Source organism: Ethanoligenens sp., from assembly GCF_047718355.1.
In the GTDB taxonomy this organism is placed as follows: Bacteria; Bacillota; Clostridia; order Oscillospirales; family Ethanoligenentaceae; genus Ethanoligenens.
Window position 1 is genome coordinate 1 of record NZ_JBDNLG010000018.1, and the last position, 21,497, is coordinate 21,497.

17 protein-coding genes are annotated in these 21,497 nt (G+C 56.5%); 8 read left to right on the plus strand and 9 right to left on the minus strand.

Going from position 1 to position 21,497, the window contains the following annotated elements; all coding sequences use genetic code 11:
- Positions 1 to 67 precede the first annotated feature (67 nt).
- From ABF463_RS04495 to recJ, 3 genes are all read right to left on the minus strand, one after another.
- Positions 68 to 1,357: a DUF1015 domain-containing protein gene (locus ABF463_RS04495; RefSeq protein ID WP_415532361.1), complete on the minus strand. Its 1,290-nt coding sequence runs from the start codon at positions 1,355 to 1,357 to the stop codon at positions 68 to 70.
- Between the two features lie 89 nt (positions 1,358 to 1,446).
- Complete coding sequence (locus ABF463_RS04500; protein ID WP_415532362.1) at positions 1,447 to 3,624, minus strand: RelA/SpoT family protein; 2,178 nt, start codon at positions 3,622 to 3,624, stop codon at positions 1,447 to 1,449.
- Between the two features lie 102 nt (positions 3,625 to 3,726).
- On the minus strand, positions 3,727 to 5,766 hold the full coding sequence (recJ, locus tag ABF463_RS04505) for a single-stranded-DNA-specific exonuclease RecJ (RefSeq protein ID WP_415532363.1): 2,040 nt from the start codon (positions 5,764 to 5,766) through the stop codon (positions 3,727 to 3,729).
- A 223-nt stretch (positions 5,767 to 5,989) separates the two neighbouring features.
- On the opposite strand from recJ, the gene asnS reads away from it, so the two are divergent.
- The 8 genes from asnS (at position 5,990) to ABF463_RS04545 (ending at position 16,310) form a co-directional block, all read left to right on the plus strand.
- Entirely contained in the window at positions 5,990 to 7,378 is a 1,389-nt protein-coding gene (gene asnS, locus ABF463_RS04510; protein ID WP_415532364.1) for an asparagine--tRNA ligase, read from the plus strand.
- Positions 7,375 to 8,145, plus strand: coding sequence for a nickel pincer cofactor biosynthesis protein LarB (gene larB, locus ABF463_RS04515; protein WP_415532365.1), 771 nt, complete (start codon positions 7,375 to 7,377; stop codon positions 8,143 to 8,145). The genes asnS and larB overlap by 4 nt, the downstream gene beginning before the upstream one ends.
- On the plus strand, positions 8,142 to 9,440 hold the full coding sequence (larC, locus tag ABF463_RS04520) for a nickel pincer cofactor biosynthesis protein LarC (protein WP_415532366.1): 1,299 nt from the start codon (positions 8,142 to 8,144) through the stop codon (positions 9,438 to 9,440). Before larB ends, larC begins: the two co-directional genes overlap by 4 nt.
- Before the next feature lie 233 nt (positions 9,441 to 9,673).
- On the plus strand, positions 9,674 to 10,969 hold the full coding sequence (locus ABF463_RS04525; protein ID WP_415532367.1) for an aminotransferase class I/II-fold pyridoxal phosphate-dependent enzyme: 1,296 nt from the start codon (positions 9,674 to 9,676) through the stop codon (positions 10,967 to 10,969).
- A 125-nt stretch (positions 10,970 to 11,094) separates the two neighbouring features.
- The gene (locus ABF463_RS04530) at positions 11,095 to 11,790 is read left to right on the plus strand and encodes a response regulator transcription factor (RefSeq protein ID WP_415532368.1); all 696 of its coding nucleotides are present in this window, start codon (positions 11,095 to 11,097) and stop codon (positions 11,788 to 11,790) included.
- Positions 11,787 to 13,073, plus strand: coding sequence for an ATP-binding protein (locus tag ABF463_RS04535; RefSeq protein WP_415532369.1), 1,287 nt, complete (start codon positions 11,787 to 11,789; stop codon positions 13,071 to 13,073). Before ABF463_RS04530 ends, ABF463_RS04535 begins: the two co-directional genes overlap by 4 nt.
- A 130-nt stretch (positions 13,074 to 13,203) precedes the next feature.
- Entirely contained in the window at positions 13,204 to 13,962 is a 759-nt protein-coding gene (locus ABF463_RS04540; protein ID WP_415532370.1) for an ABC transporter ATP-binding protein, read from the plus strand.
- A 2-nt stretch (positions 13,963 to 13,964) separates the two neighbouring features.
- Complete coding sequence (locus ABF463_RS04545) at positions 13,965 to 16,310, plus strand: FtsX-like permease family protein (protein ID WP_415532371.1); 2,346 nt, start codon at positions 13,965 to 13,967, stop codon at positions 16,308 to 16,310.
- Positions 16,311 to 16,383: 73 nt separating this feature from the next.
- Here ABF463_RS04545 and leuS read toward each other — a convergent pair whose 3' ends face one another.
- The 6 genes from leuS to rdgB form a co-directional block, all read right to left on the minus strand.
- Positions 16,384 to 18,786 (minus strand): leucine--tRNA ligase, encoded by a 2,403-nt coding sequence (gene leuS / locus ABF463_RS04550; RefSeq protein WP_415532372.1) that lies wholly within the window; start codon positions 18,784 to 18,786, stop codon positions 16,384 to 16,386.
- Positions 18,787 to 18,789: 3 nt separating this feature from the next.
- Positions 18,790 to 19,152 carry a ribosome silencing factor gene (gene rsfS, locus ABF463_RS04555; protein WP_415532390.1) on the minus strand — a complete coding sequence of 121 codons (363 nt, stop codon included), beginning with the start codon at positions 19,150 to 19,152 and terminating at the stop codon, positions 18,790 to 18,792.
- Between the two features lie 117 nt (positions 19,153 to 19,269).
- Entirely contained in the window at positions 19,270 to 19,854 is a 585-nt protein-coding gene (gene yqeK, locus ABF463_RS04560; protein ID WP_415532373.1) for a bis(5'-nucleosyl)-tetraphosphatase (symmetrical) YqeK, read from the minus strand.
- Between the two features lie 37 nt (positions 19,855 to 19,891).
- Positions 19,892 to 20,497, minus strand: a complete 606-nt coding sequence (nadD, locus tag ABF463_RS04565) for a nicotinate-nucleotide adenylyltransferase (RefSeq protein ID WP_415532374.1) — start codon at positions 20,495 to 20,497, stop codon at positions 19,892 to 19,894.
- 13 nt (positions 20,498 to 20,510) lie between these two features.
- Positions 20,511 to 20,798 (minus strand): YhbY family RNA-binding protein, encoded by a 288-nt coding sequence (locus tag ABF463_RS04570; RefSeq protein ID WP_415532375.1) that lies wholly within the window; start codon positions 20,796 to 20,798, stop codon positions 20,511 to 20,513.
- A gap of 84 nt (positions 20,799 to 20,882) precedes the next feature.
- Entirely contained in the window at positions 20,883 to 21,479 is a 597-nt protein-coding gene (gene rdgB / locus ABF463_RS04575; protein ID WP_415532376.1) for an RdgB/HAM1 family non-canonical purine NTP pyrophosphatase, read from the minus strand.
- Positions 21,480 to 21,497 lie beyond the last annotated feature (18 nt).

The window sequence follows — 21,497 nt, forward strand, 5'->3', positions numbered from 1 at the left end:
CCTATCTGCCCGGTCACACCACCTTAAACCCGTACAAACTCGCTTTTTACGCGCTGCACGACCGCCCTCATTTGTCCTCCGTGATGCGGCGGCATTCAAGGTAAAACCGCTTTTCGTTGGCCTCGCCCATTGAAAACGTCTTGCGCGGCAGCGCGCCATCCCGCGCCACGGCGCCAAACAATGCCGATTTCCCAATAGTGGGCAGCAAAAATGCGGCAGCGGAGGGCTGCACACCCAAGCGCTCTGCCACATGCCCGCCGTGGACATAGTCGATCTTGCCGCCGTTTTCTTTCATCCAACCGTCCAGAAAATCCTGCACCACGCCGACCGGCAGGGCGTTTCCACCCAGATAGAGTTCCACCCCGCCGCAGTCATAAAGCATCCGTACGCGCCGCGCCGTATCCCCGCTGTCAAAAGAAGCGCCGCCGTCCACCATTGCTTCTACAAAATCCGCGCACAGCTTTTGTGCGTCCACATCGGTAACCACACGATGGATCGGTTCAAACACCAATGATGGGTCGTGGATATTCACCAGCTCCACCATTGCATAGCGCGCCGGATGATTCCGCGCCACATCGCCGATTTCCTTTTTCAGTTTCTCATAGCAGGCGCGCGCGGTTGCCAGCGAATGATTGCCATCACCCGACGCGTAAACCAGTACGGGTTTTTCCGGCATCCCGTATTTTTGCGCGAAAACCTCCGGAGAAGCGAGCGCCGCCAGTGCCTTTTGCACTGTACCCGCCTGATCCGCCGGAAGCCACCAGCCGCTGAGATGTCCGCCCCCCTGCATCAACTCAAAATTGTAAAGCGGAGCCAGAGCCCCCTTGCGCCGTGCCAACGGCTCGATGACGGTGTCGTCCGGGTCGTCGATGAGCAGCATAACGTGCGACAATTCAATAGGTGCGCCTTCACGAATTTCCATTCGCGGCTTGATGCGCGCAACCACCGTCCCCTCGGTCGGGCGGATGAGGGATGCGGAGTCCGTGCTGTAATCATATTGCTCTAAGTCAACAGCGCCCACCAATCCGCGCCGCACCGCGCCGTTCGACAGGGTGCGTTCCAGATAGACAAAGCTATTTTTTAATTTAGAAAACCGTCCGGCATCCAAATAGGCGCGCATGGCGGCATGAATCTTCCGAATGCGCACCGGCGCGTCGTCTTTCCCCAGATAGACCTCCGGGAACATCAACCGCAGAGTGGACGGCGCTTCCCCCACGAAGCGTTCCGCTTCCTCCCAGTATTCCGGCTGGCTGGTATACTGATCGCAGGCCACCGCACTCCATTTCTGCATGCTGCACCCGCGCGGCAGCAGGATATCCGCAGGGCCGAAAGCGCCCCACTCCACTGTTTTCTCCATGTTTATTCTCTCCTAATCGTCTATATTGCAATGTTTCAGGATATACGCCATACGCCGGAATAGGCCGCCAGGCAGACACCTGCATTTCCTCACTGGTTACCGGAACGTGCGACCTCCGTCACGCCCTCGACCCGACGCATCCGGCCCAACACGCTTTCGAGCTGTTTGGTTCCCACGACATCCACCGTGATGAGAATTTCCACTTCGCCGCTTTTCAATTCGCGCGCATTGACGGCATGAATGCCGATATGCATGGCAGCAAGAGCCGATGTGATATCCGCAAGCAGGCCGTAGCGGTCATTGGACAGGATGCGCAGCCCCGCTTTGAACGGCGTGTTCACATGTTCCGCCCAGTGCGCGTGAACAAAACGCCCCTCATATTCGGGATTTTGCAGATTTTTGTTGACATTGGGGCAGTCCCGTTTGTGGATGGATACGCCAAATCCACGTGTGATAAAACCGACGATTTCATCCCCCGGCAGCGGGTTACAGCAGCGGGAGAGTTTGACCAGGCAGTTGTCCAGCCCCTCCACAATGATGCCCCCCGCACTGTGGCGGGGCGTGACGTTCTCCGGCAGTTGAATCTGCTCGGGATGCACCTGCTTCACGTAATCATCTTTGATACGCGGGATGACTTTGGAGAGCACGATGCCGCCGTACCCGATGGCCGCCAGAAATTCATCGGTGTTGTTAAAATGCTGGCGTCTGGACACTTCCGCGAGAAATGCCTCGAGTGCGTCTCCGGTAAGCAGGATGCCGATGCGTTTGAACTCACGCTCAATCTCGGTACGCCCCTCGACAATGTTCTCATCGCGCCGCTCTTTTTTGAACCACGCGCGAATCTTGCTGCGTGCCTCGCTGGTGCGGGCAATATTCAGCCAGTCGCGGCTGGGACCATGTCCCGGTGTGGAGGAGGTCAGCACTTCCACAATCTGCCCGGTTTGCAACTCATAATTGAGCGGGACTATGCGGCCGTCCACTTTTGCACCGGTCATGCGGTGCCCCACCTCGCTGTGGATGGCATAAGCGAAGTCGATGGGTGTCGCTTTCGCCGGCAGGTTGATGACATCGCCGCGCGGCGTGAACATATAGACCTCATCCGGTGCGAGATCAGTCTTGAGCGAATGGATGAAATCTTCCGCATCCTTGACGTCGGTCTGCACTTCTAGCAGCTGGCGCACCCACTCCAGCCGTGCCTCAAGCGAGCCTTTGTCCTTCTGCCCGCCGTGGATACCCAGCTTATATTTCCAGTGCGCCGCGATGCCGTATTCGGCAGTGTGATGCATCTCCCACGTGCGAATCTGCACCTCGAACGGGATGCCCTCCTTGCCGATGACGGTGGTATGCAGCGACTGGTACATATTGGGCTTAGGCGTGGAGATATAATCCTTGAACCGGCCGGGAATGGGTTTCATCAGATCGTGGATGACGCCGAGGATGTTATAGCACTCGTTGACCGTGTCTACAATTACCCGCACGGCATAAATGTCATAAATTTGGTCAAACGCCCGCCCCTGCATATAGACTTTGCGATAAATGCCGTAGACGCTTTTGACACGCCCTTCGAGATGTACATTCATGTGCAGGCTTTGCAGGCGGTCGGAGATGCGGTTCTGGATGGTCTGCAGCAGTGCCTCCCGCTCGTCCTTGCGCTTTTTCAGCGCCACTTCGATCTCGTGATAGGCAATGGGGTCCAGGTGTCTTATGGATAAATCCTCCAGCTCATCCTTGACCGTGCGGATACCGAGCCGGTGCGCGATTGGGGCATAGACCTCCATCGTCCCCAGCGAGATGTCAAGCTGCTTTTGTTCCGGCATGGCGCCCAACGTGCGCATGTTGTGCAGCCGGTCAGCCAGCTTGATGAGGATGACGCGGATATCTTTGGCCATAGCAAGCAGCATCTTGCGAATGCTTTCTGCTTGCTGTTCCTCGCGTGAATAATGCGCCACGCGCCCAACCTTGGTTACACCGTCCACCAGCAGCGCCACATCGCTGCCAAACTGCTTTTTAATGTCTTCGAGCGGCACGCCGGTATCCTCGACAACATCATGCAGAAGTGCGCCGCATAGCGAATCGGTATCCAATCCAAGATCGACCAAAATTTTGGCGACCGAAACCGGGTGGATAATATAGGGGTCACCCGATTTACGGAACTGCCCGTCGTGCGCTTGATGTGCCAGCTCATACGCTGTGGTAATCTTCTGCACATCGTACGGCATCCCGCTCTGCTTGATTTTTTCCAGAAGCCCGGATAAGAGTTCATCCATATTTTTGCCCCAATCCTCAAACGCCCAAGCGTGTTGTTTGTCTATGATCCCAAGCGGCTACGCATCACGCTCCATGCGTGTTTCGATGTATGGCCTTTTTCCTTATATGTTCCGCGTCCCCTGTGCCGGGATACAGTTGCTGTGAGCCGACAGACGGCGCATGAGGGGGCTGTCTTCCAGCCGCACCCTCTTGTCCGCCGACACCCGCGCGACCAGTGCGTCCTCCTGTTTGGAAAACGCCACCAGCCCTGTTTCCCGAAAGACGTCCAGTATCAGCAAAAACTGGGTGTAGTCCAGTTCCGACATCTGAAAGCGAAGCTGCCCGCAGACGCGCCGGGAGTGGAATGCGCGCCCATGGCAGGCTGTCAGTGTACGCCACACCAGTGCACAAGCCGCGCGGGAGGGCGGCACACCGTCTTCTTCCCCTGTGCGCAGCCGCCGGTAACGCGCCTGCTGGCGGTCAAACACCACGCTTTCCCGCACGGCGCGCACCAGCACCGACAGGCTGCGCCGTCCGCGCCACTCGTTGACCGTAAGTTCCACCGCCAAATCCAGCACGTCCCCCCGTGCAAACGTACGCCCCGTCTTGTCGGCACCAAACAGCACCGCATTAAATTCCTGTCCGCCCATCTGACAAGACAGCCGCAGATGTTTGCCGCCCGACAACGGGCACACACCGGTCAACAGCACATCTTCCAGATAAAACAGCGGGGCGGGGTTTCCCGCGCCGCAGGGTTCCAGACGCGCACACTCCTCGGCGGCGGAAATTGTCAGCTCGGCAGCCGCCAGTGAGCAGTCCAGGCGCAGTGCGGGACGGATGTCGCAGCCCGCCGCAACGGTGTCAATCGCGCTACGGAACGCCGAAAGATTCTCCTGGCGAATCGAGAAACCCGCCGCCAGCGCGTGCCCGCCGTATTTTTCCAGCAAATCCGCACATGCGCCAAGCGCTTCGTGCAGGGCAAACCCCTCAAAACTGCGGCAGGACGCACGGCCTATTCCATCCTTTTCAAATGAAATGACCATTGCCGGACGCTCAAAGCGCTCCGCCAGACGTGCCGCCACAATTCCAATCACTCCGTTGGCCCAGCCTTCGCCTGCCACAATGAGTACACGGTTCCGAAGCAGATCTTCATGTTGAAGAATCTGCTCCGCTTCTCCTAAAATGCGGTGTTCCTCCCGCTTACGGGCGTCGTTGCATGCACAAAGGTGTGTGGCAAGCGTTTCCGCCCGCGCGGGTGAACCGGTCAGCAACAGTTCCAGTGCGGGCAGGGCGCTGTCCATCCGCCCGGCGGCGTTGATGCGCGGCGCGGCGGTAAATGCCAGCAGCGACGCGTCCGGCACCCGCTTGTCCGCACCTGCCTGTGCCAGCAACGCGGCCAAACCAATCCGCTCACTGTGTGCCAGCACATCCAGCCCGCGCTTGACCAAGAGACGGTTTTCATCCACCAAAGGCACCACATCCGCCACCGTGCCCAGACAAACCAAATCGCCGTAACGCGCCAAAAGCGTTTCGCCACTGTTCGCACCCTCGACGGCACAGGCCAGTTTGAACGCTACGCCCACACCCGCCAGCCCTTTAAACGGGTAAGGGCAATCCGGGCGCTTGGGATCAACCACCGCGAACGCCTCGGGCAGTTGTGCGCGTGGCTCATGGTGATCGGTGACGATGAGATCCAACCCCAGACCTTGCGCGGCTTTGGCTTCCTCCAACGCGGAAATGCCGGTATCTACCGTAATGCAAAGCGTGGCCCCGCAGGCATGGAGCTGCTCCAGTGCCCGGGTGTTCAGGCCATACCCCTCGCTTTCACGCTCGGGCAGATAAACCATGACATCCGCGCCTTTCGCACGCAGATAGTCCGTGAGCAGCGCGGACGCCGTCACGCCGTCCACATCGTAATCCCCGTAAACGGCGATGGTCTCGCCGGCCGCAAGCGCCTGCCGCACACGTTGTGCCGCAAGAGCCATGTCCGCCATCTCCAATGGGTCGTGCAGTATGCCCGCGCATTCCAGAAACAGCTGTGCGTCCGCAGCGTCTGCAAACCCACGCAAGGCCAGCAGCTTAGACAACACTGGTGAACAGCCTGCATCCTGCAATGCACGCACCGCCTGTTCATCCGGTGTGCCGATGTTCCATTCGCGCATACCGATTCCTCCCCGCCCTGTCGTGTACAATCATTGTAACATGGGGGGCGGCGTTGTCAACCTTCTGAGGACGCGGGAATCTGCCCCAGGTCGGATTTTTTATCTTTCGACGCTTTTAGGTGCGATATTGCAAGGGGTTTGTAAACATACTATAATGAGGACAACACGGGCTGGCTGTGTCTGCCCGCCAACCGCCAAATGAATAGAAAGCAGGGAATCCTCCATGCACCGCACAGAAATACGTGAACTGTTTGCCCACGCGGGCAATTTAAACCAAACCGAACACACCGTGGCCGGTTGGGTACGCACGCTGCGCCACTCCAAAGCCATCGGCTTTTTGCAGCTTAACGACGGCAGCTGCTTTGATCAACTGCAAGTGGTCTGCGACGCCGACGCGCTGCCCAATTTTGAAGACGTCATGAAATTGGGGGTCGGTGCGGCGGTGATCGTGCACGGCACTCTTGTGCTGACGCCGCAGGCTCACCAGCCGTTTGAACTGCACGCGGAGCGCCTTGAAATTGAGGGAGCCTCCGCCGCAGACTACCCTTTGCAGAAAAAACGCCACACACTGGAATACCTGCGCACCCTGCCGCACTTGCGTGCGCGCACCAACACGCTCGGCGCGGCATTCCGTATCCGCTCGGCGGCAGCGCTGGCTATCCACCGGTTTTTCCACGCACGCAACTTTCAATATGTGCACACGCCAATCATCACCGCCAGCGATACGGAAGGGGCGGGCGAGATGTTCCACCTGACCGCGCTGGATATGAATCATCTGCCCCGCACATCAAACGACACGGTGGACTTTTCCAAGGATTTCTTCGGGCGGCCGGTCAGCCTAACTGTTTCCGGACAACTGGAAGGGGAAAGCATGGCGCTGGCATTCGGAAAAATTTACACCTTCGGCCCTACTTTCCGCGCGGAAAACTCCAATACCACCCGACACGCGGCGGAATTTTGGATGGTGGAACCGGAAATTGCATTTGCCGATCTGGACGATGACCGCGCGCTGGCACAGGATATGATTCAGTCTGTTCTACGGATGATCTTGGATGAATGCCCGCAGGAGCTGGCGTTTTTGAACCAATATATAGACAACGGACTGCTGGCACGGCTGGAGCATGTCGCTTCGGCGGATTTTGCCTGCATCTCCTACACCGACGCGGTCAAACGGTTGGAAAAGGAAAACAGCCGCTTTACCTATCCGGTCTCATGGGGCTGCGACCTGCAAACCGAACACGAGCGCTTTCTGACAGAAGAGGTCTTCAAAGCGCCGGTGTTTGTCGTGGACTATCCCAAAGAAATCAAGGCATTTTATATGCGGCAGAATGACGACGGCAAAACCGTGGCCGCAATGGACATGCTGGTGCCGGGCATCGGGGAAATTGTCGGAGGCTCCCAGCGTGAAGAACGCGTGGATGTGCTGACGGCGCGCATGGACGAACTGGGCATGGACACGGAAAATTATCAGTGGTATACCGACCTGCGGCGGTTCGGCGGCGCGCGTCACAGCGGGTTCGGGCTTGGATTTGAGCGGCTGATTATGTACCTCACCGGTATTCAGAACATCCGCGATGTCCTCCCGTTCCCACGCACAGTAGGACGGATATGATGCATATGGATATTCAAGCAATTCTGGAAGCTGTGCACACCGGTTCTCTGCCGGTCGATCAGGCCTTGGAGCAGTTGAAGACGCTCCCGTACGATGACCTCGGTTTCGCACGGGTTGACCATCATCGCGCCCTGCGGCAGGGGTTTCCGGAAGTGATCTTCTGCGCGGGCAAAACACCGGAGCAGGCCGCTCAAATCGCGCTGAATCTGGCGCAGGACGGCCAGAATGTGCTGGCAACCCGTGCGGATGCGGCGCACTACGCGGTCATCCACGCCTTGCTGCCGGGCGCGGTATACAACAAGACGGCGCGAATTGTCACCTGCCTGCGGGAAACGCCGCGTCCGCTCGGTCCGATTGCGGTCTGCACCGGCGGCACCGCCGACATTCCAGTCGCGGAAGAGGCCGCCGTGACCGCCGAAACATTTGGCTGTACCGTCAGCCGCCTGTATGATGTCGGTGTCGCGGGGATTCACCGTCTGTTTGACCAGCTGGACGTTCTGCGGCAGGCCAACGCGGTCATTGCAGTGGCGGGTATGGAGGGCGCACTGGCGGGCGTGGTCGGCGGGCTGGTGGACCGGCCGGTCATCGCTGTTCCCACCAGCGTGGGCTATGGCGCAAATTTCGGCGGGCTGTCCGCCCTGCTCACCATGCTCAACACCTGTTCGGCAGGCGTGGGCGTGGTGAATATCGACAACGGGTTCGGCGCGGGATATCTGGCGGCGCAGATCAACCGTCTCGCGGCAGACAAACAGGAGGAAACCTCATGAAAACTTTATACATCGATTGTCAGGCGGGCATTGCGGGGGATATGTTTGTGGCGGCGCTGCTCGATCTTGGCGTACCGGAGCAGACGCTCCGCGATGCGCTGGACGGACTGCATATCGACGATTTCCGTATCGAAATCACCAAAAAACAAACGCATGGTATCCTCTGCACGGACTATAACGTCATCCTCACACACGCGGAGCCGGACGATTCCCACGCGGCGATACATACATCCGGGCACATGCATGAGCATACGCATACACAAGAGGAATCGCATCATGTATCCATGCATACGCACGGCCACCGCAATCTGCATGACGTAGAAACCCTGTTGGACGCCAGCGACTTGAAACCCGCCGTACGCGATTTATCCAAACGCATTTTCGGTTTTGTTGCGCGTGCGGAGGCAAAAGTCCACGGCCTGCCGTTGGACGAAGTGCATTTTCATGAAGTTGGCGCGGCGGATTCTATCGCGGATATTGTGGGCGCGGCGGTCTGCGTGGATGCATTGGGTGCGGAAAACATCCTTTTTTCACCACTCTCCGAGGGCAGCGGATTCGTGCGCTGCGCACACGGGCTATTGCCGGTGCCCGCACCTGCCACTGCCGAGATTCTGCGCACCGCGCACATCCCTTACCGCACCCGGGACGTGAACGGCGAGATGGTTACGCCCACCGGTGCGGCGATTGCGGCAGGGCTGGCAAACGGGTTTGGCCCCATGCCGGTCATGCGGGTCGAACGAACCGGCTATGGCGGCGGCAAACGGGAATTCCCCCATGCCAACGTGGTGCGCGCATTTCTGGGAGAAACGGAATCCAATGCCAACGTAAAAGTGCACAACCCCCACCAGGACTGCGTGCGGGTACTGGAGACCTGCATCGACGATTCCACCGGCGAAACCCTCGGGTACGTATTGGAACAGTTGTTGAAAGCGGGTGCGGCGGATGCCTATTATACACCTGTTTTGATGAAGAAAAACCGACCCGCCTCCCTGCTCACGGTGCTCTGCCCACCCGCGCTGGAGAACGCCATGGCAGAAATCATCTTTGCGGAAACCGGCGCTATCGGCCTGCGCACACGCGAGAGCGACCGCATTGTAATGGAACGCAGTTTCGGCTCGGTGCAGACCGACTATGGGGAAATCCGTCTCAAACGCAGCGTTTATCATGGCGTGGAAAAAATCAAACCGGAATTTGAGTCCTTGCGAGAGGCCGCCGAGCGCACGCACACGCCCGTCGCACGAGTCGACGCGGAAGCACGGTCACGCACAACATCGGGAGAGGCACATTGGGAATAGTACCGTCCGTCTCCCATGGACATTACCCGTTAAAATGATGTTGTACTACATCCGAATGCAAAATACTCGCTTCAACCTTTTATTTGTGCCGATATTTTAATATATTTGCAATTTTATAAAGTCAAACTTGCAAAATCATGCGATCTACGCTATAATAAGAACCGCTCGGTGTAATGCCCCGACAGGCACCGCGGCTTGCGATTGCGGTCGGGCGCGATTGGAGGACCGGATTCATGACAAATCTTTCATCCCGCTCAAGCAAAGAACTTCTGATGCTTAAAGAGCAACTTGCGGCACAATATAAAGCTTATCAGGCACAGCGCCTGAACCTGAATATGGCACGCGGCAAACCCGGCAAAGAACAATTGGACCTTTCCATCCCCATGCTTACCTGTGTGGACTCGGCAGAAACCTGCAAAGCCGAAGACGGCACCGACTGCCGCAATTACGGCGGTTTGGACGGTCTGCCCGAGGCCAAGCGCCTGTTTGCCGAGATTCTCGACGTCCAGCCCGAGAACATCCTTGTAGGCGGAAATTCCAGCCTGAATATGATGTACGACACGGTTGCCCGCGCCATGCTGTTCGGTGTGAATGGCAGTCTGCCATGGTGTAAACTGGACAAAATAAAGTTCCTGTGTCCCGTACCGGGATATGACCGCCACTTTGCGGTATGCGAAAGCCTTGGCATCGAGATGATTCCCGTCGAGATGCAGGAAAACGGCCCTGATATGGCAGCTGTCAAACATCTGGTGGAGAGCGACCCTGCCGTTAAAGGTATCTGGTGCGTGCCGAAGTACTCCAACCCTGAAGGCAAAACCTATTCCGACGCGGTGGTGGACGCATTTTCTTCTTTGCAGCCCGCCGCTGTGGATTTCCGCATTTTCTGGGATAACGCCTATGTCATCCACCATATCCGCGACATGCACGACCATCTGAAAAACATCTTGGACGCCTGCGCCGCACATAATCATCCAGATATGGTCTACATGTTTGCCTCCACCTCCAAGATCACATTCCCGGGTGCGGGGGTCGCGGTTTTAGCATCCAGTGTGGCCAATATCACCGAGGCCAAACAACATATGTCCGCCCAGACCATCGGCCCGGATAAGCTCAATCAACTGCGGCATCTGCGCTTCTTTAAAGACCTTACCGGTCTCGAGGCGCATATGCAAAAGCATCAAGCCATTCTTGCACCAAAATTTTCCGCTGTGCTGGAGATTCTGCAAAAAGAATTGGGCGGGTTGGGGATTGCCAACTGGACGGAACCAAACGGCGGCTATTTTATCAGTTTCAATGCGCCGGACAACTGTGCGTCCCGCATCGTTGAACTGTGCAGAGAGGCCGGCGTGGTAACCACCCCGGCGGGCGCGACGTTTCCCTATCATAAAGATCCTCGTGACCGAAACATCCGTATTGCCCCGACTATGCCGTCATTGGATGAATTGCGCACCGCCATTTCACTGTTCGCCCTCTGCGTAAAGCTGGCTGCCGTTGAAAAACTGCTGGCACGCGAACCCAGCCTGGTGTAAAAACAGACACACCGGCTGCTTTTCCGTATTTCCAGGCCATTGGCACTGCCCGCCTGTTCTCTGCCGGGAACGCGCGGGCAGTGCTTTATTATGGTATAATGCGACTGATGGAAGGGAAGCTGCTCATGGACTACGACTGCCTGATTGTGGATGACGAAGAGGCGCTGGCGCAAAGCACCTGTGAATACTTTAACCTGTTCGAATTGAAAACGGCATGGGTATCGGACACACCCGCCGCTCTTACTTTTCTTCGGCAGCACACCGTGGCCGTGCTGCTGCTGGACATCAATCTGCCCAGCGACTCCGGGTTCGCACTTTGCAAACACCTGCGGCGAACCAGTGACATTCCCATTCTCTTCATCAGCGCCCGCACCAGTGACGACGACCAGATACTGGCACTCGGCATCGGCGGGGATGATTACATACAAAAGCCTTACTCGCTCAGTGTGCTGCTGGCAAAAGTGAAAGCCGTAATCAAACGCCGCCGCGCCGCCGTATCCTCCAAACTTGCAGCTCCCGTTTTCACCTGCGGGACACTGGTGATCGATTTTTCCGCAAGTCGCGTCATGAAACAAGGCGTTCCACTCCCGCTAAAAACGATGGAATACAAACTGCTGGCTTATCTGGTGCAGAACCGAGGGCGCGTCATCCCCAAGGAAGAGCTGTTCCGACACGTCTGGGAAGATGCCGTCACAGGGGACGGAACACTGAATGTCCATATCCGCCGTTTACGCGAAAAAATGGAAGACGACCCGAACCATCCCGTCTATATTCAAACGGTCTGGGGAACCGGTTACCGGTTTGAGGAAAACACGCCATGAAATTGAAACCGATTTTTCTATTCATGGTGGTGTTTTTCCTTGTCGGATTATCTGTGCTGTTTTGCATCCTGCGTACAGACAGCGCGGATATCCCCGACCCTGTCGCCTGCAATGATGTAGCGCGCACATTAGGTGAACAGTGGAACGCGCTGGATGCGACGCATCTGCCTGACAAACAGTATCCGTTCGACTATGCGGTTCTGGATTTGAACGGAACAGTACGCGCCGCCACGCGTGCTGGATTGCCGGAGGCCTCCATCCCCGCAGCCGTCAGGCGCAGGGACACCATTCTGGATATTGAAGCGGACGGAAAAGTCGTCGGCAATGTGCTGTTCTACAATCAGGCCATGCACGACCAGCAGACCGAACAACAGACATTGTGGTTTGCCGGTATCTTCCTGTTGGCGGCGCCGCTGTTGTTCTGCGCGGGATTTGCACTCTACCTGCACGGCTTGCTGGTGCGTCCGTTTCGACGGCTGGAAGCGTTTGCCAGACGGGTAGCGGCGGGCAATCTGGATATTCCGCTTGCCATGGATAAACGGAATTTGTTCGGCCCATTTACCGAAAGCTTCGACCTCATGCGCGCCGAACTGGCTCACGCGCGCGAAAACGAATATAAAGTCAGCCAGAGCAAAAAAGAACTGGTCGCCTCGCTCAGCCACGACGTCAAGACCCCCGTCGCCTCCATTCAGGCCATAACAGAGCTGATGTTGGTGCGCGAGCAGGACGCCGACAAATGCAAAAGCTGGCAGACTGTTTACACGAAAGTCGAACAAATCAACCAACTTATTAACGACCTGTTCCATGCTTCGCTGGAAGAACTGCAAAAGCTGTCGGTCTCGCCTACGGAGGAAAGCAGCGCCGTACTGGGCAGTCTGCTTCACGCCGCTGATTACAACGGACACGCAGTCATAATGCCCATTCCCTCCTGCATCCTACGGTTTGACCGTCTGCGGCTCCAGCAGGTATTCGATAACATCATGCACAATTCCTACAAATACGCGAACACCGCCATTCAGGTCACCTTCGCATTCGACGGCGCTTTTCTCACTGTCACCATCGCGGATGAGGGAGCCGGCGCACCGCCGGAAAGTCTGTCGCTCCTCTGCAATAAATTCTATCGGGGCGCAAACGCCACTGAAAAAAGCGGCTCGGGTTTGGGGCTTTACCTCGCGCAGTACCTGATGGTGCAAATGGGCGGTTCCCTCACCTGTGAGAACCGTATGAACGGCAATGCCGTCTGCGGCTTTTCCGTCCACCTTTGCATTCCCCTCGCCCAATGAAGCGCATCTGTATTTAAGAATTGGTTAAGGATCGCTTAAAGACCTGTTAAGAAGAAATGCGGTATCATAAAACCGTCTTCAAAAGACGTACGGCCGCACCTGCCAAACAGATACTGTGAGGATGATTATAATGTCACAAGCGATCCTGACCACGCAAAAACTCTGCAAAACTTTTTCCCATGACGGTTTGCAGCAGCATGTGCTGAAAAATTTGGACCTGGAGATTCGCGAGGGCGACTTCACCGTTATTATGGGATCTTCCGGCGCGGGCAAATCCACGCTGCTCTATGCGCTTTCCGGCATGGATAAGCCGACGCTCGGCAGCATCGTGTTTTCCAGCAAAGAGATTTCCGGCATGAGCAACGATCAACTGGCCGTGTTCCGGCGTGTACATTGCGGATTTGTGTTTCAGCAAGTCTTCCTGATGGACAGCATGAGTGTGATGGACAATGTGCTGGCCTGCGGTCTGCTGGCGGGCGGCGAGCGCAAGACGGTGTTCGAGCGGGCCAAACACTTGTTCACGCGGGTTCAATTAAGCGAGGCGGACTGGAAAAAGTTTCCCTCCCAGCTCTCCGGCGGTGAAGCACAGCGCGCGGGAGTGGTGCGTGCGCTCATCAACAGCCCCAAAGTCGTCTTTGCCGACGAACCGACCGGCGCGCTCAACTCCGCTTCCGGCAAGGCGGTGCTGGACGTGCTGACACAGGTGCATCAAAACGGGCAGAGCGTCGTCATGGTCACGCATGACCTGCGCTCCGCACGGCGCGGCAACCGTATCCTGTACCTAAAAGACGGTGTGGTCTGCGGCGAATGCGATTTGGGAGCCTATGTAAGCGGCGATCGCGCCCGACATGACAAGCTCACCGGCTTTCTCAAGGAAATGGGGTGGTAAACATGCAAAGCGTCTGGATGCTTACCGCCGCCAACCTGCGCAAGCACAAAAGCGCCGGGATTACACTGGGTCTGCTCACCCTCATCGCAGCATTGCTGCTCAATCTGGGACTGCTTAGCATGACCAACCTGCCCCGCATGTTTGATCAAAAACGGGCGGCGCTGCATACGCCGGATCTTGTCGCCATCCTGCCGGATACCATTGGCACAGCACGTCAAACAGAATTGGAGACGTTTATCACGCACTACAAAGGTGTGACGGATACTTCCAAAGAAACGGCGCTCTTTTTCTATGTTGCTTCCTTTCCCATCAGCGGTTCTACGTTTTCTGCCTCGGTTGCTCTGGAAAATACCAATGAAGCCGCACACCTGTCATTTGTAGGGGCCAAAAAGGCGGAAACGGACCGCTCTATTTATGTTCCCTATATGCTCTCTATGAAAGGATACCGGTTGGGCGACACCTTTCCGTTGACCATTCTTGGGAAAACCTACCGTTTTAAAATCGCGGGGTTTGAAGAAGACCTGCTTTGGGGCAACACCATGACCGGCGGCATCCGTTGCTTTTTGCCGAATCGCGCCTACCAGCAGTTTGTCTCACAGTTAAGCGCCCCTTCTTCCGTACAAACCGTATTGTTCAACGCCCATACCAAAACCCTTTCGGACACATCTGATCTGTCCGATGCGCTTTTACTCAAAATTCGCGGCGGTTCACAAAACAACGCGCTGGGAAGGATGGACATCAACAACACCAAGCTGGCCACCTCCATGCCTGTGATGATTGGTGCGGCATTGGAAATCGCCTTTGCCTTTGTGGTGGCACTCATCGTTTTGCTGGTCGTGCGGTTTCGCATTGCCAACAGCATTGAAGAAGACATGCGCAATATCGGCGCGCTGGAAGCCGTCGGCTACACCAGCGGGCAAATTCGCGGCGCGTTCCTGCTGCAATTTTTGTTGACGGCACTGGCAAGCGGCATCGTGGGTATCGGCCTGTCTTATGTAATTGCCATTCCGCACGGCCAATCTCTGGCGGCAGAAACCGGCCTAAACTGGCGGCAGGGGTTCGATGCACCGGTCAGCCTGCTTTCGCTGGCCATTCTGCTGCTCTGTGTCACACTGGTGGCACTGGTAACCAGCGCACGCATCCGTAAACTACCGGTCATCACGGCGCTGCGCGGCGGCATCTCCACCCACAGCTTCCGCAGAAACCACTTCCCCCTACACAAATCTCACGGACCGCTCAGCCTGTCGCTGGCCTGCAAATCCATGCTAAGCAGCATCCGTCAAAACATCGCGCTCGGTATCATTTTTGCGGCGGTTTCTTTCGCCACGATTTTCACCTTTCTTTTGTTCTATAACTTCGGCGTGAATAACACCGCTGTCATGCATCTGATGGGCGGCGAATCGAGTGATATCACGGTCACATTGGATGGTACTGCGAACATAAACGCACTATTGCAAAATATCCGCGCGCTGCCGCACGTCACACAGACGTTTCCATATGGGTTGTCTATGGTGGAAACCGACGGAAAGGCCAGTTATGGCACGGTCATCCCGGATTTCAACCTGCTAAAAAACAACCAGACTTACGCGGGACGCTACCCCAGACACGACAACGAGATCGCCATCGGCGGCATGTTGGCAAGCCGACTGCATAAAGGCGTTGGGGATTCCGTGCGCATCACCTGCAACGGGCAAACCGCAAATTACCTCATCACCGGCTTGACTCAGAGCGTCAACGACCTGGGGAAAGGCACGTATTTCACCGATGCAGGGTTCCGCCGGATTGCCCCGCACTACGTACCTTCCTATCTGTACGTCTACACCGAAAACCACACGCATATTACAGACACCATGCACACCATCAGCACCCGCTTTAGCACACAGGCCACCGGTGTGTCCAACGACTGTGCAACCCGAACGAGCGCTTTCGGCTCTTATGGGAAAGTGGTTGCCGTCTTTGCTACCCTGATGTTCATGGTGATGGGATTGATTGTCATCCTCATTCTCGCGCTGCTCACCGGCGCGATGTTGGTGCACCGCCGCCAGGAGTTCGGTATCCAGAAGGCACTGGGCTTCACGACCGCGCAGCTCAAGCGGCAGGTCGCACTCAGTTTTCTGCCGGTGGGCATTGTGGGCGCATTGGCGGGCGGCCTGCTGGGGCAATTCCTTGCAAATCCACTTGTCAGCACACTATTTCGCCAAATGGGACTTTTGAAGGTGGCGTTCATTCTGCCCGGTGCAACCGTTCCGGTAATCTGTGTCGTCATTGCGCTGCTGACTTTTGTCATCTCGATGCTGGCTGCCGGGCGCGTGCGCCATATCTCGCCCTGTGCTTTGATGGACGAGTAACACAAATACCGATACATGCCAAAACAGGGATTGCCCGACCGGGCAATCCCTGTTTTCTTTTACATATTACTGTTTATTTGGCTACGATATTGAGCAGCCGACCTTTTACGAAAATCACCTTGACAATCTGCTTACCTTCCAGATTGGCTTGCACACGCGGCAATTCCAGTGCGGCGGCTTTCACCGTTTCCTGATCGGCGTCGGCATCCATTTCCACGGTGCCGCGCAGTTTGCCGCACACCTGCACCGCCATCTGCACCCGTGCGTCCACACATTTGGCTTCGTCATACGACGGCCACTTCTGCGCATTCAGTTTGCCGCCCAGTCCGGTGGCTTCCCACAGTTCCTCGGTGATATGCGGCGCAAACGGGTTGAGCAGAAGCAAAAATGTACGCCACTCCCCACGCGATACGCCCTCTTTACTCAGTCGGTTGAGCAGCGTCATCAGCGCGGCAATCGCCGTATTAAACTTCATGTCTTCAATATCGGACGTCACCTTTTTGACGGTCTTGTGCAGGTCGCTTTCCAGCGCCGGGCGATACGTATCTTCGGGAGAAAGTTTCTCCTGTAGATTCCACACACGCTCCAAAAAGCGCTTGCTGCCGCGGATGCCGGCGTCCGACCACGGGGCGGCCTTTTCAAAGTCTCCGATAAACATTTCATACAGCCGCAGCGTATCCGCACCGTGGGCCTTCACCATCTCATCGGGGTTGACCACGTTTCCACGCGATTTGGACATTTTCTCGCCATTTTCGCCTAAAATCATGCCGTGGCTTGTCCGCTTCTGATATGGTTCCGATGTGGGCACAATATTGAGGTCAAACAGGGCCTTGTGCCAAAAACGCGAATAGAGCAGATGCAATGTGGTATGCTCCATGCCGCCGTTGTACCAGTCCACCGGCAGCCAGTATTGCAGTGCCTCCGGTGAGGCAAGTGCCTTGTCGTTGTGCGGGTCGGTATAGCGCAGAAAATACCACGAGGAACCCGCCCACTGGGGCATGGTGTCGGTCTCCCGCTTGGCCGGGCCGCCGCAATGCGGGCAGGTGGTGTTTACCCAGTCAGTCATGGCCGCCAGCGGGGATTCACCGTTGTCCGTCGGCTCGTAGGAATCGACTTCCGGCAGGCGCAGCGGCAGCTGGTCTTCCGGCACCGGCACATAACCGCATTTATCGCAGTGAACAATGGGGATGGGTTCGCCCCAATAGCGCTGGCGGGAGAATACCCAGTCGCGCAGTTTGTAATTCACTTTTGCCTCGCCGCGTCCGGTTTCCTGTAACCAGCCGATGATCTTTTCTTTCGCCTGTTCCACTGCGAGTCCATCCAGGAACCCGGAGTTGACCAGTTTGCCGGTCGCACAGTCGGTAAAAGCTTCTTTCTCCACGCTGCCGCCCGCGACCACCTCGACAATGGGCAGGTCAAATGTACGCGCGAACGCCCAGTCGCGTTCGTCATGCGCCGGAACTGCCATAATGGCGCCTGTGCCATAGGTGACCAGCACATAATCCGACAGGAAGATCGGAATTTCCTTGCCTGTAGCGGGGTTGACGGCGCGCACGCCCTTGATCTCCACGCCGGTCTTCTCTTTTTGCACCTCGGTGCGCTCGAAGTCGGATTTATGTGCCGCTTCATCCTGATAGGCACGCACCGCGTCCAGATTTTCAATTTGAGCCGTCCACTTTTCAAGGATGGGATGCTCGGGTGCGATGACCATATAGGTCGCACCGAAAATCGTATCCGGGCGTGTGGTGTAAATCAAGAGCGGGTCGCCGGCTGTGGTATCAAACCGCACCTGCGCGCCGGTCGAGCGCCCAATCCAGTTTTTCTGCTGGGTCTTGACGCGCTCAATATAGTCCAGATTATCCAGGTCGTCGATCAGGCGCTGGGCATACGCCGTGATTTTCAGCATCCACTGGCTCTTGACCTTGTGAACCACTTCGCTTCCGCAGCGTTCACACACACCATTGACGACCTCTTCGTTCGCCAACACACATTTACAGGAGGTACACCAGTTGACGCGCATCTCCTTTTTATAGGCAAGGCCCTTTTTATAAAGCTGAAGAAAAATCCACTGTGTCCATTTATAATAGGACGGGTCTGTGGTGTTAATTTCCCGCGACCAGTCAAACGACAGCCCCAACGATTGCAGCTGCTGCTTAAAATGCGCCACATTGTTTTTGGTCACAACCTCGGGATGGATGTGGTTCTTGATGGCAAAGTTCTCCGTGGGCAGACCGAATGCGTCCCACCCCATCGGGTAAAGCACATTGTAGCCTTCCAGCCGCCGTTTGCGCGCCACGATGTCCAATGCCGTGTAGGAACGCGGATGCCCAACATGCAGCCCTTGTCCGGACGGATATGGAAATTCAACCAGCGCATAAAACTTGGGGAGTGAAAAGTCGTTCTTTGCGTGAAAAGCGCCGGTATCCTCCCAGATTTTCTGCCATTTCTTTTCAATTGCGGCGAAATCGTAGTGCACGGTTCAGTCCTCCTGCTTGATCAATTGCTGTATATCAATGCGTTCCCCATCCGCCCAAAGACGTTCCAGATTGTAAAACGCGCGGGTCTCCCGATGGAAGATATGAACGACCAGACCGCCATAATCGAGCACAGCCCAAGTGCCGGAGCGCATCCCCTCCGTCCGCAGCGGCTCTTCACCCACCTGCGAAAATTGGAATTCCACCTCTTCGGCCAGCGACTTCACCTGTGTGGTGCTGTTACCGGTCGCCAACAGAAAATAATCCGCCACAATGCTGATGCCGCCGATTCCGATCGCTGTCAGATCTTCCGCTTTGCGGTTGCTTAAAATCGCAACTGCTTTTTCTAATAGTTCCTTTGAGGTCAGAGAGACCGCCTCCTTATTTCTGTTTCATTTCTATTTCTGCAAAAAGAAAACGACGATGCACGGGCGGCCTGCCCATGCACCGCCGCGAGGGCGAAAACCGGCGGGAAACTCCACGCCTTATGTTGCAGCGGAAACATCCCGCCTTGTCAGCAGCAATTCATTACGCGCCTCCACCGTGCCCATATGCAAAAGCGCCCCGAAGTGCAGCAGCCCCTCAATTGAGCGGTTCAGCATCTCCAGATACCCGTCATCCAGCGAACGTTCGGCGGCGGCACGAACCTCCTCCACACCGGGAAAATCCCGATCCTCGGAAATACAGTCCGCCAAATAAACGATTTTGCTGAGCACCGGCATCCCTTTGCGGCCCGTGGTGTGCCAGCGCACCGCATCCAATACCATTTCGTCGGTCACGCCGTACTCGTATTTGAGCAGTGCATACCCCGCGATGGCATGCCACAATTTGGGAGTTACACGCTCAACGTCATCAAGCAGTATACTATATTTTTGCATGGTTTGCAACTGCGCTTCCGGCTTCATTTCTTTGGCGATGTCATGCACCAGACCCGCAAAAGCGGCCCGCTGCACATCTCCGCCGTACCGCTTTGCCAGTTCTTCCGCTGCTTTGGAAACCATCAGCGAGTGAAAATACCGTTTTTCACTGAGTGTACGATTTAGTATCTCCAGAAACCGTTCTGTATCCATTGAATCTGTCCCCTTGTCCCGTCCCTGTCCGCACCGTTTATGGCCGGTACAGGCCGTTTTTATAAATATAGTCCTGCACAGCGTCCGGCACCAATTCATGGATATCATCGCCGCCCGCCAGCGCGTCCCGCACCTGCGTAGAGGAGATATCCAGCACCGGAATGGCCTTGATATGGCAGTGTGTGCCGTACTTCTGCTCCAGCATATGGGCATGCTCTTTCAAAATGGGAAGCTCGCCCTCGTGACGGGACGCCGTGCACAGTTCCGCCGTGCGGGCAATTTCATCAAACCCGTTCCACTCCTCAATGGTGAGGAACATGTCCGCCCCCATCAAAAAATACAACTGGTCATCCGGATACATTTCCGCCAGTTCGCGCAAAGTATCCACCGTATAACTTTTGCCGCCCCGGCGGATTTCCACATCCGAGACAGCCATGCTGGATATATCCCGCGTCGCCAGCTCACACATATCCAGCCGGTTGGACGCGGGCAGCAAATCATCCGCATCCTTGTGCGGCGGGATGCAAGTGGGCACAAACAGCACCCGATCCAGCCCGAGCGCGTTCCGATACCCTTTGGCAAGATGCAGGTGCCCATTGTGTATGGGATTGAACGTGCCGCCGAAAACGCCGATTTTATTCAACGCCACTTCCCCCTCACACCTTGATGACCGGGTGTTCCGGGTTGGGGCGGTAGAGCACAAACCGCGTGCCAATCACCTGCACCACGTCCGCACCAAGCGCCTCCGCCAGCGTGTTCGCGGCTTCTTTCGCCGAAACCGGCGCGGTTTCCAATACGCGCAGCTTGATGAGCTCGCGCGCAAGCAAAGCAATATCCGCCTGCCGCTGCAGTGGTTCGGTCACACCTTGTTTCCCCACTTGGAACAAAGTGTCGATGGGATTTGCCATGGCCCGCAAAGCGGCGCGCTGTTTGGAATTGAGCAATCGAGTATCCTCCGTTTTCCTACACCATATATTTTCTATCATCTGACACCGGTCACGCCGGGTCTCTTCTCTGTCTGCCGTGTTTTATAATCTGCCGGTTGTGGCCAACGCTTGCGCAAGCGCCCGCAGTGCCTTGCCGCGGTGGCTGCATGCATCCTTTTCCGCGCCGGAAAGCGCCGCAAAGGTTTTACCGGTGACCGCTTCAATGAATATCGGGTCGTACCCGAACCCATCCGCACCCTCTTTTGCAAATGCAACAAACCCTTCGCACTCGCCCTGCACGGCGATTTCCCGTCCGTCCGGAAACAGGCAGCAAACTGCGGATACAAAACGCGCCGTGCGCTTCTCGCGCGACAGACCGTCCAGCGCATCCAGCAATTTGGCGATACGGTCGTCGTCGGTCGCATCCGCACCCGCGTATCGCGCGGAATAGATGCCTGGCGCACCATCCAGTGCGTCCACGCATAACCCGGAATCGTCCGCAACCGCAGGACAGTCTGCCATCTTACAGACAGCTTCCGCTTTGATGCGGGCGTTTTCGGCGAAGGTTGCGCCATTCTCTTCCGGTGCGCAATCCACGCCCGCTTCCTGCTGGGAAATCACCTTATGCCCCAGCGGCGCGAGGATGCGGGCAATCTCCGCCAATTTATGTGCGTTGCCTGTTGCGGCTACAAACGTCATGTGAGATCGCTCCTTTTT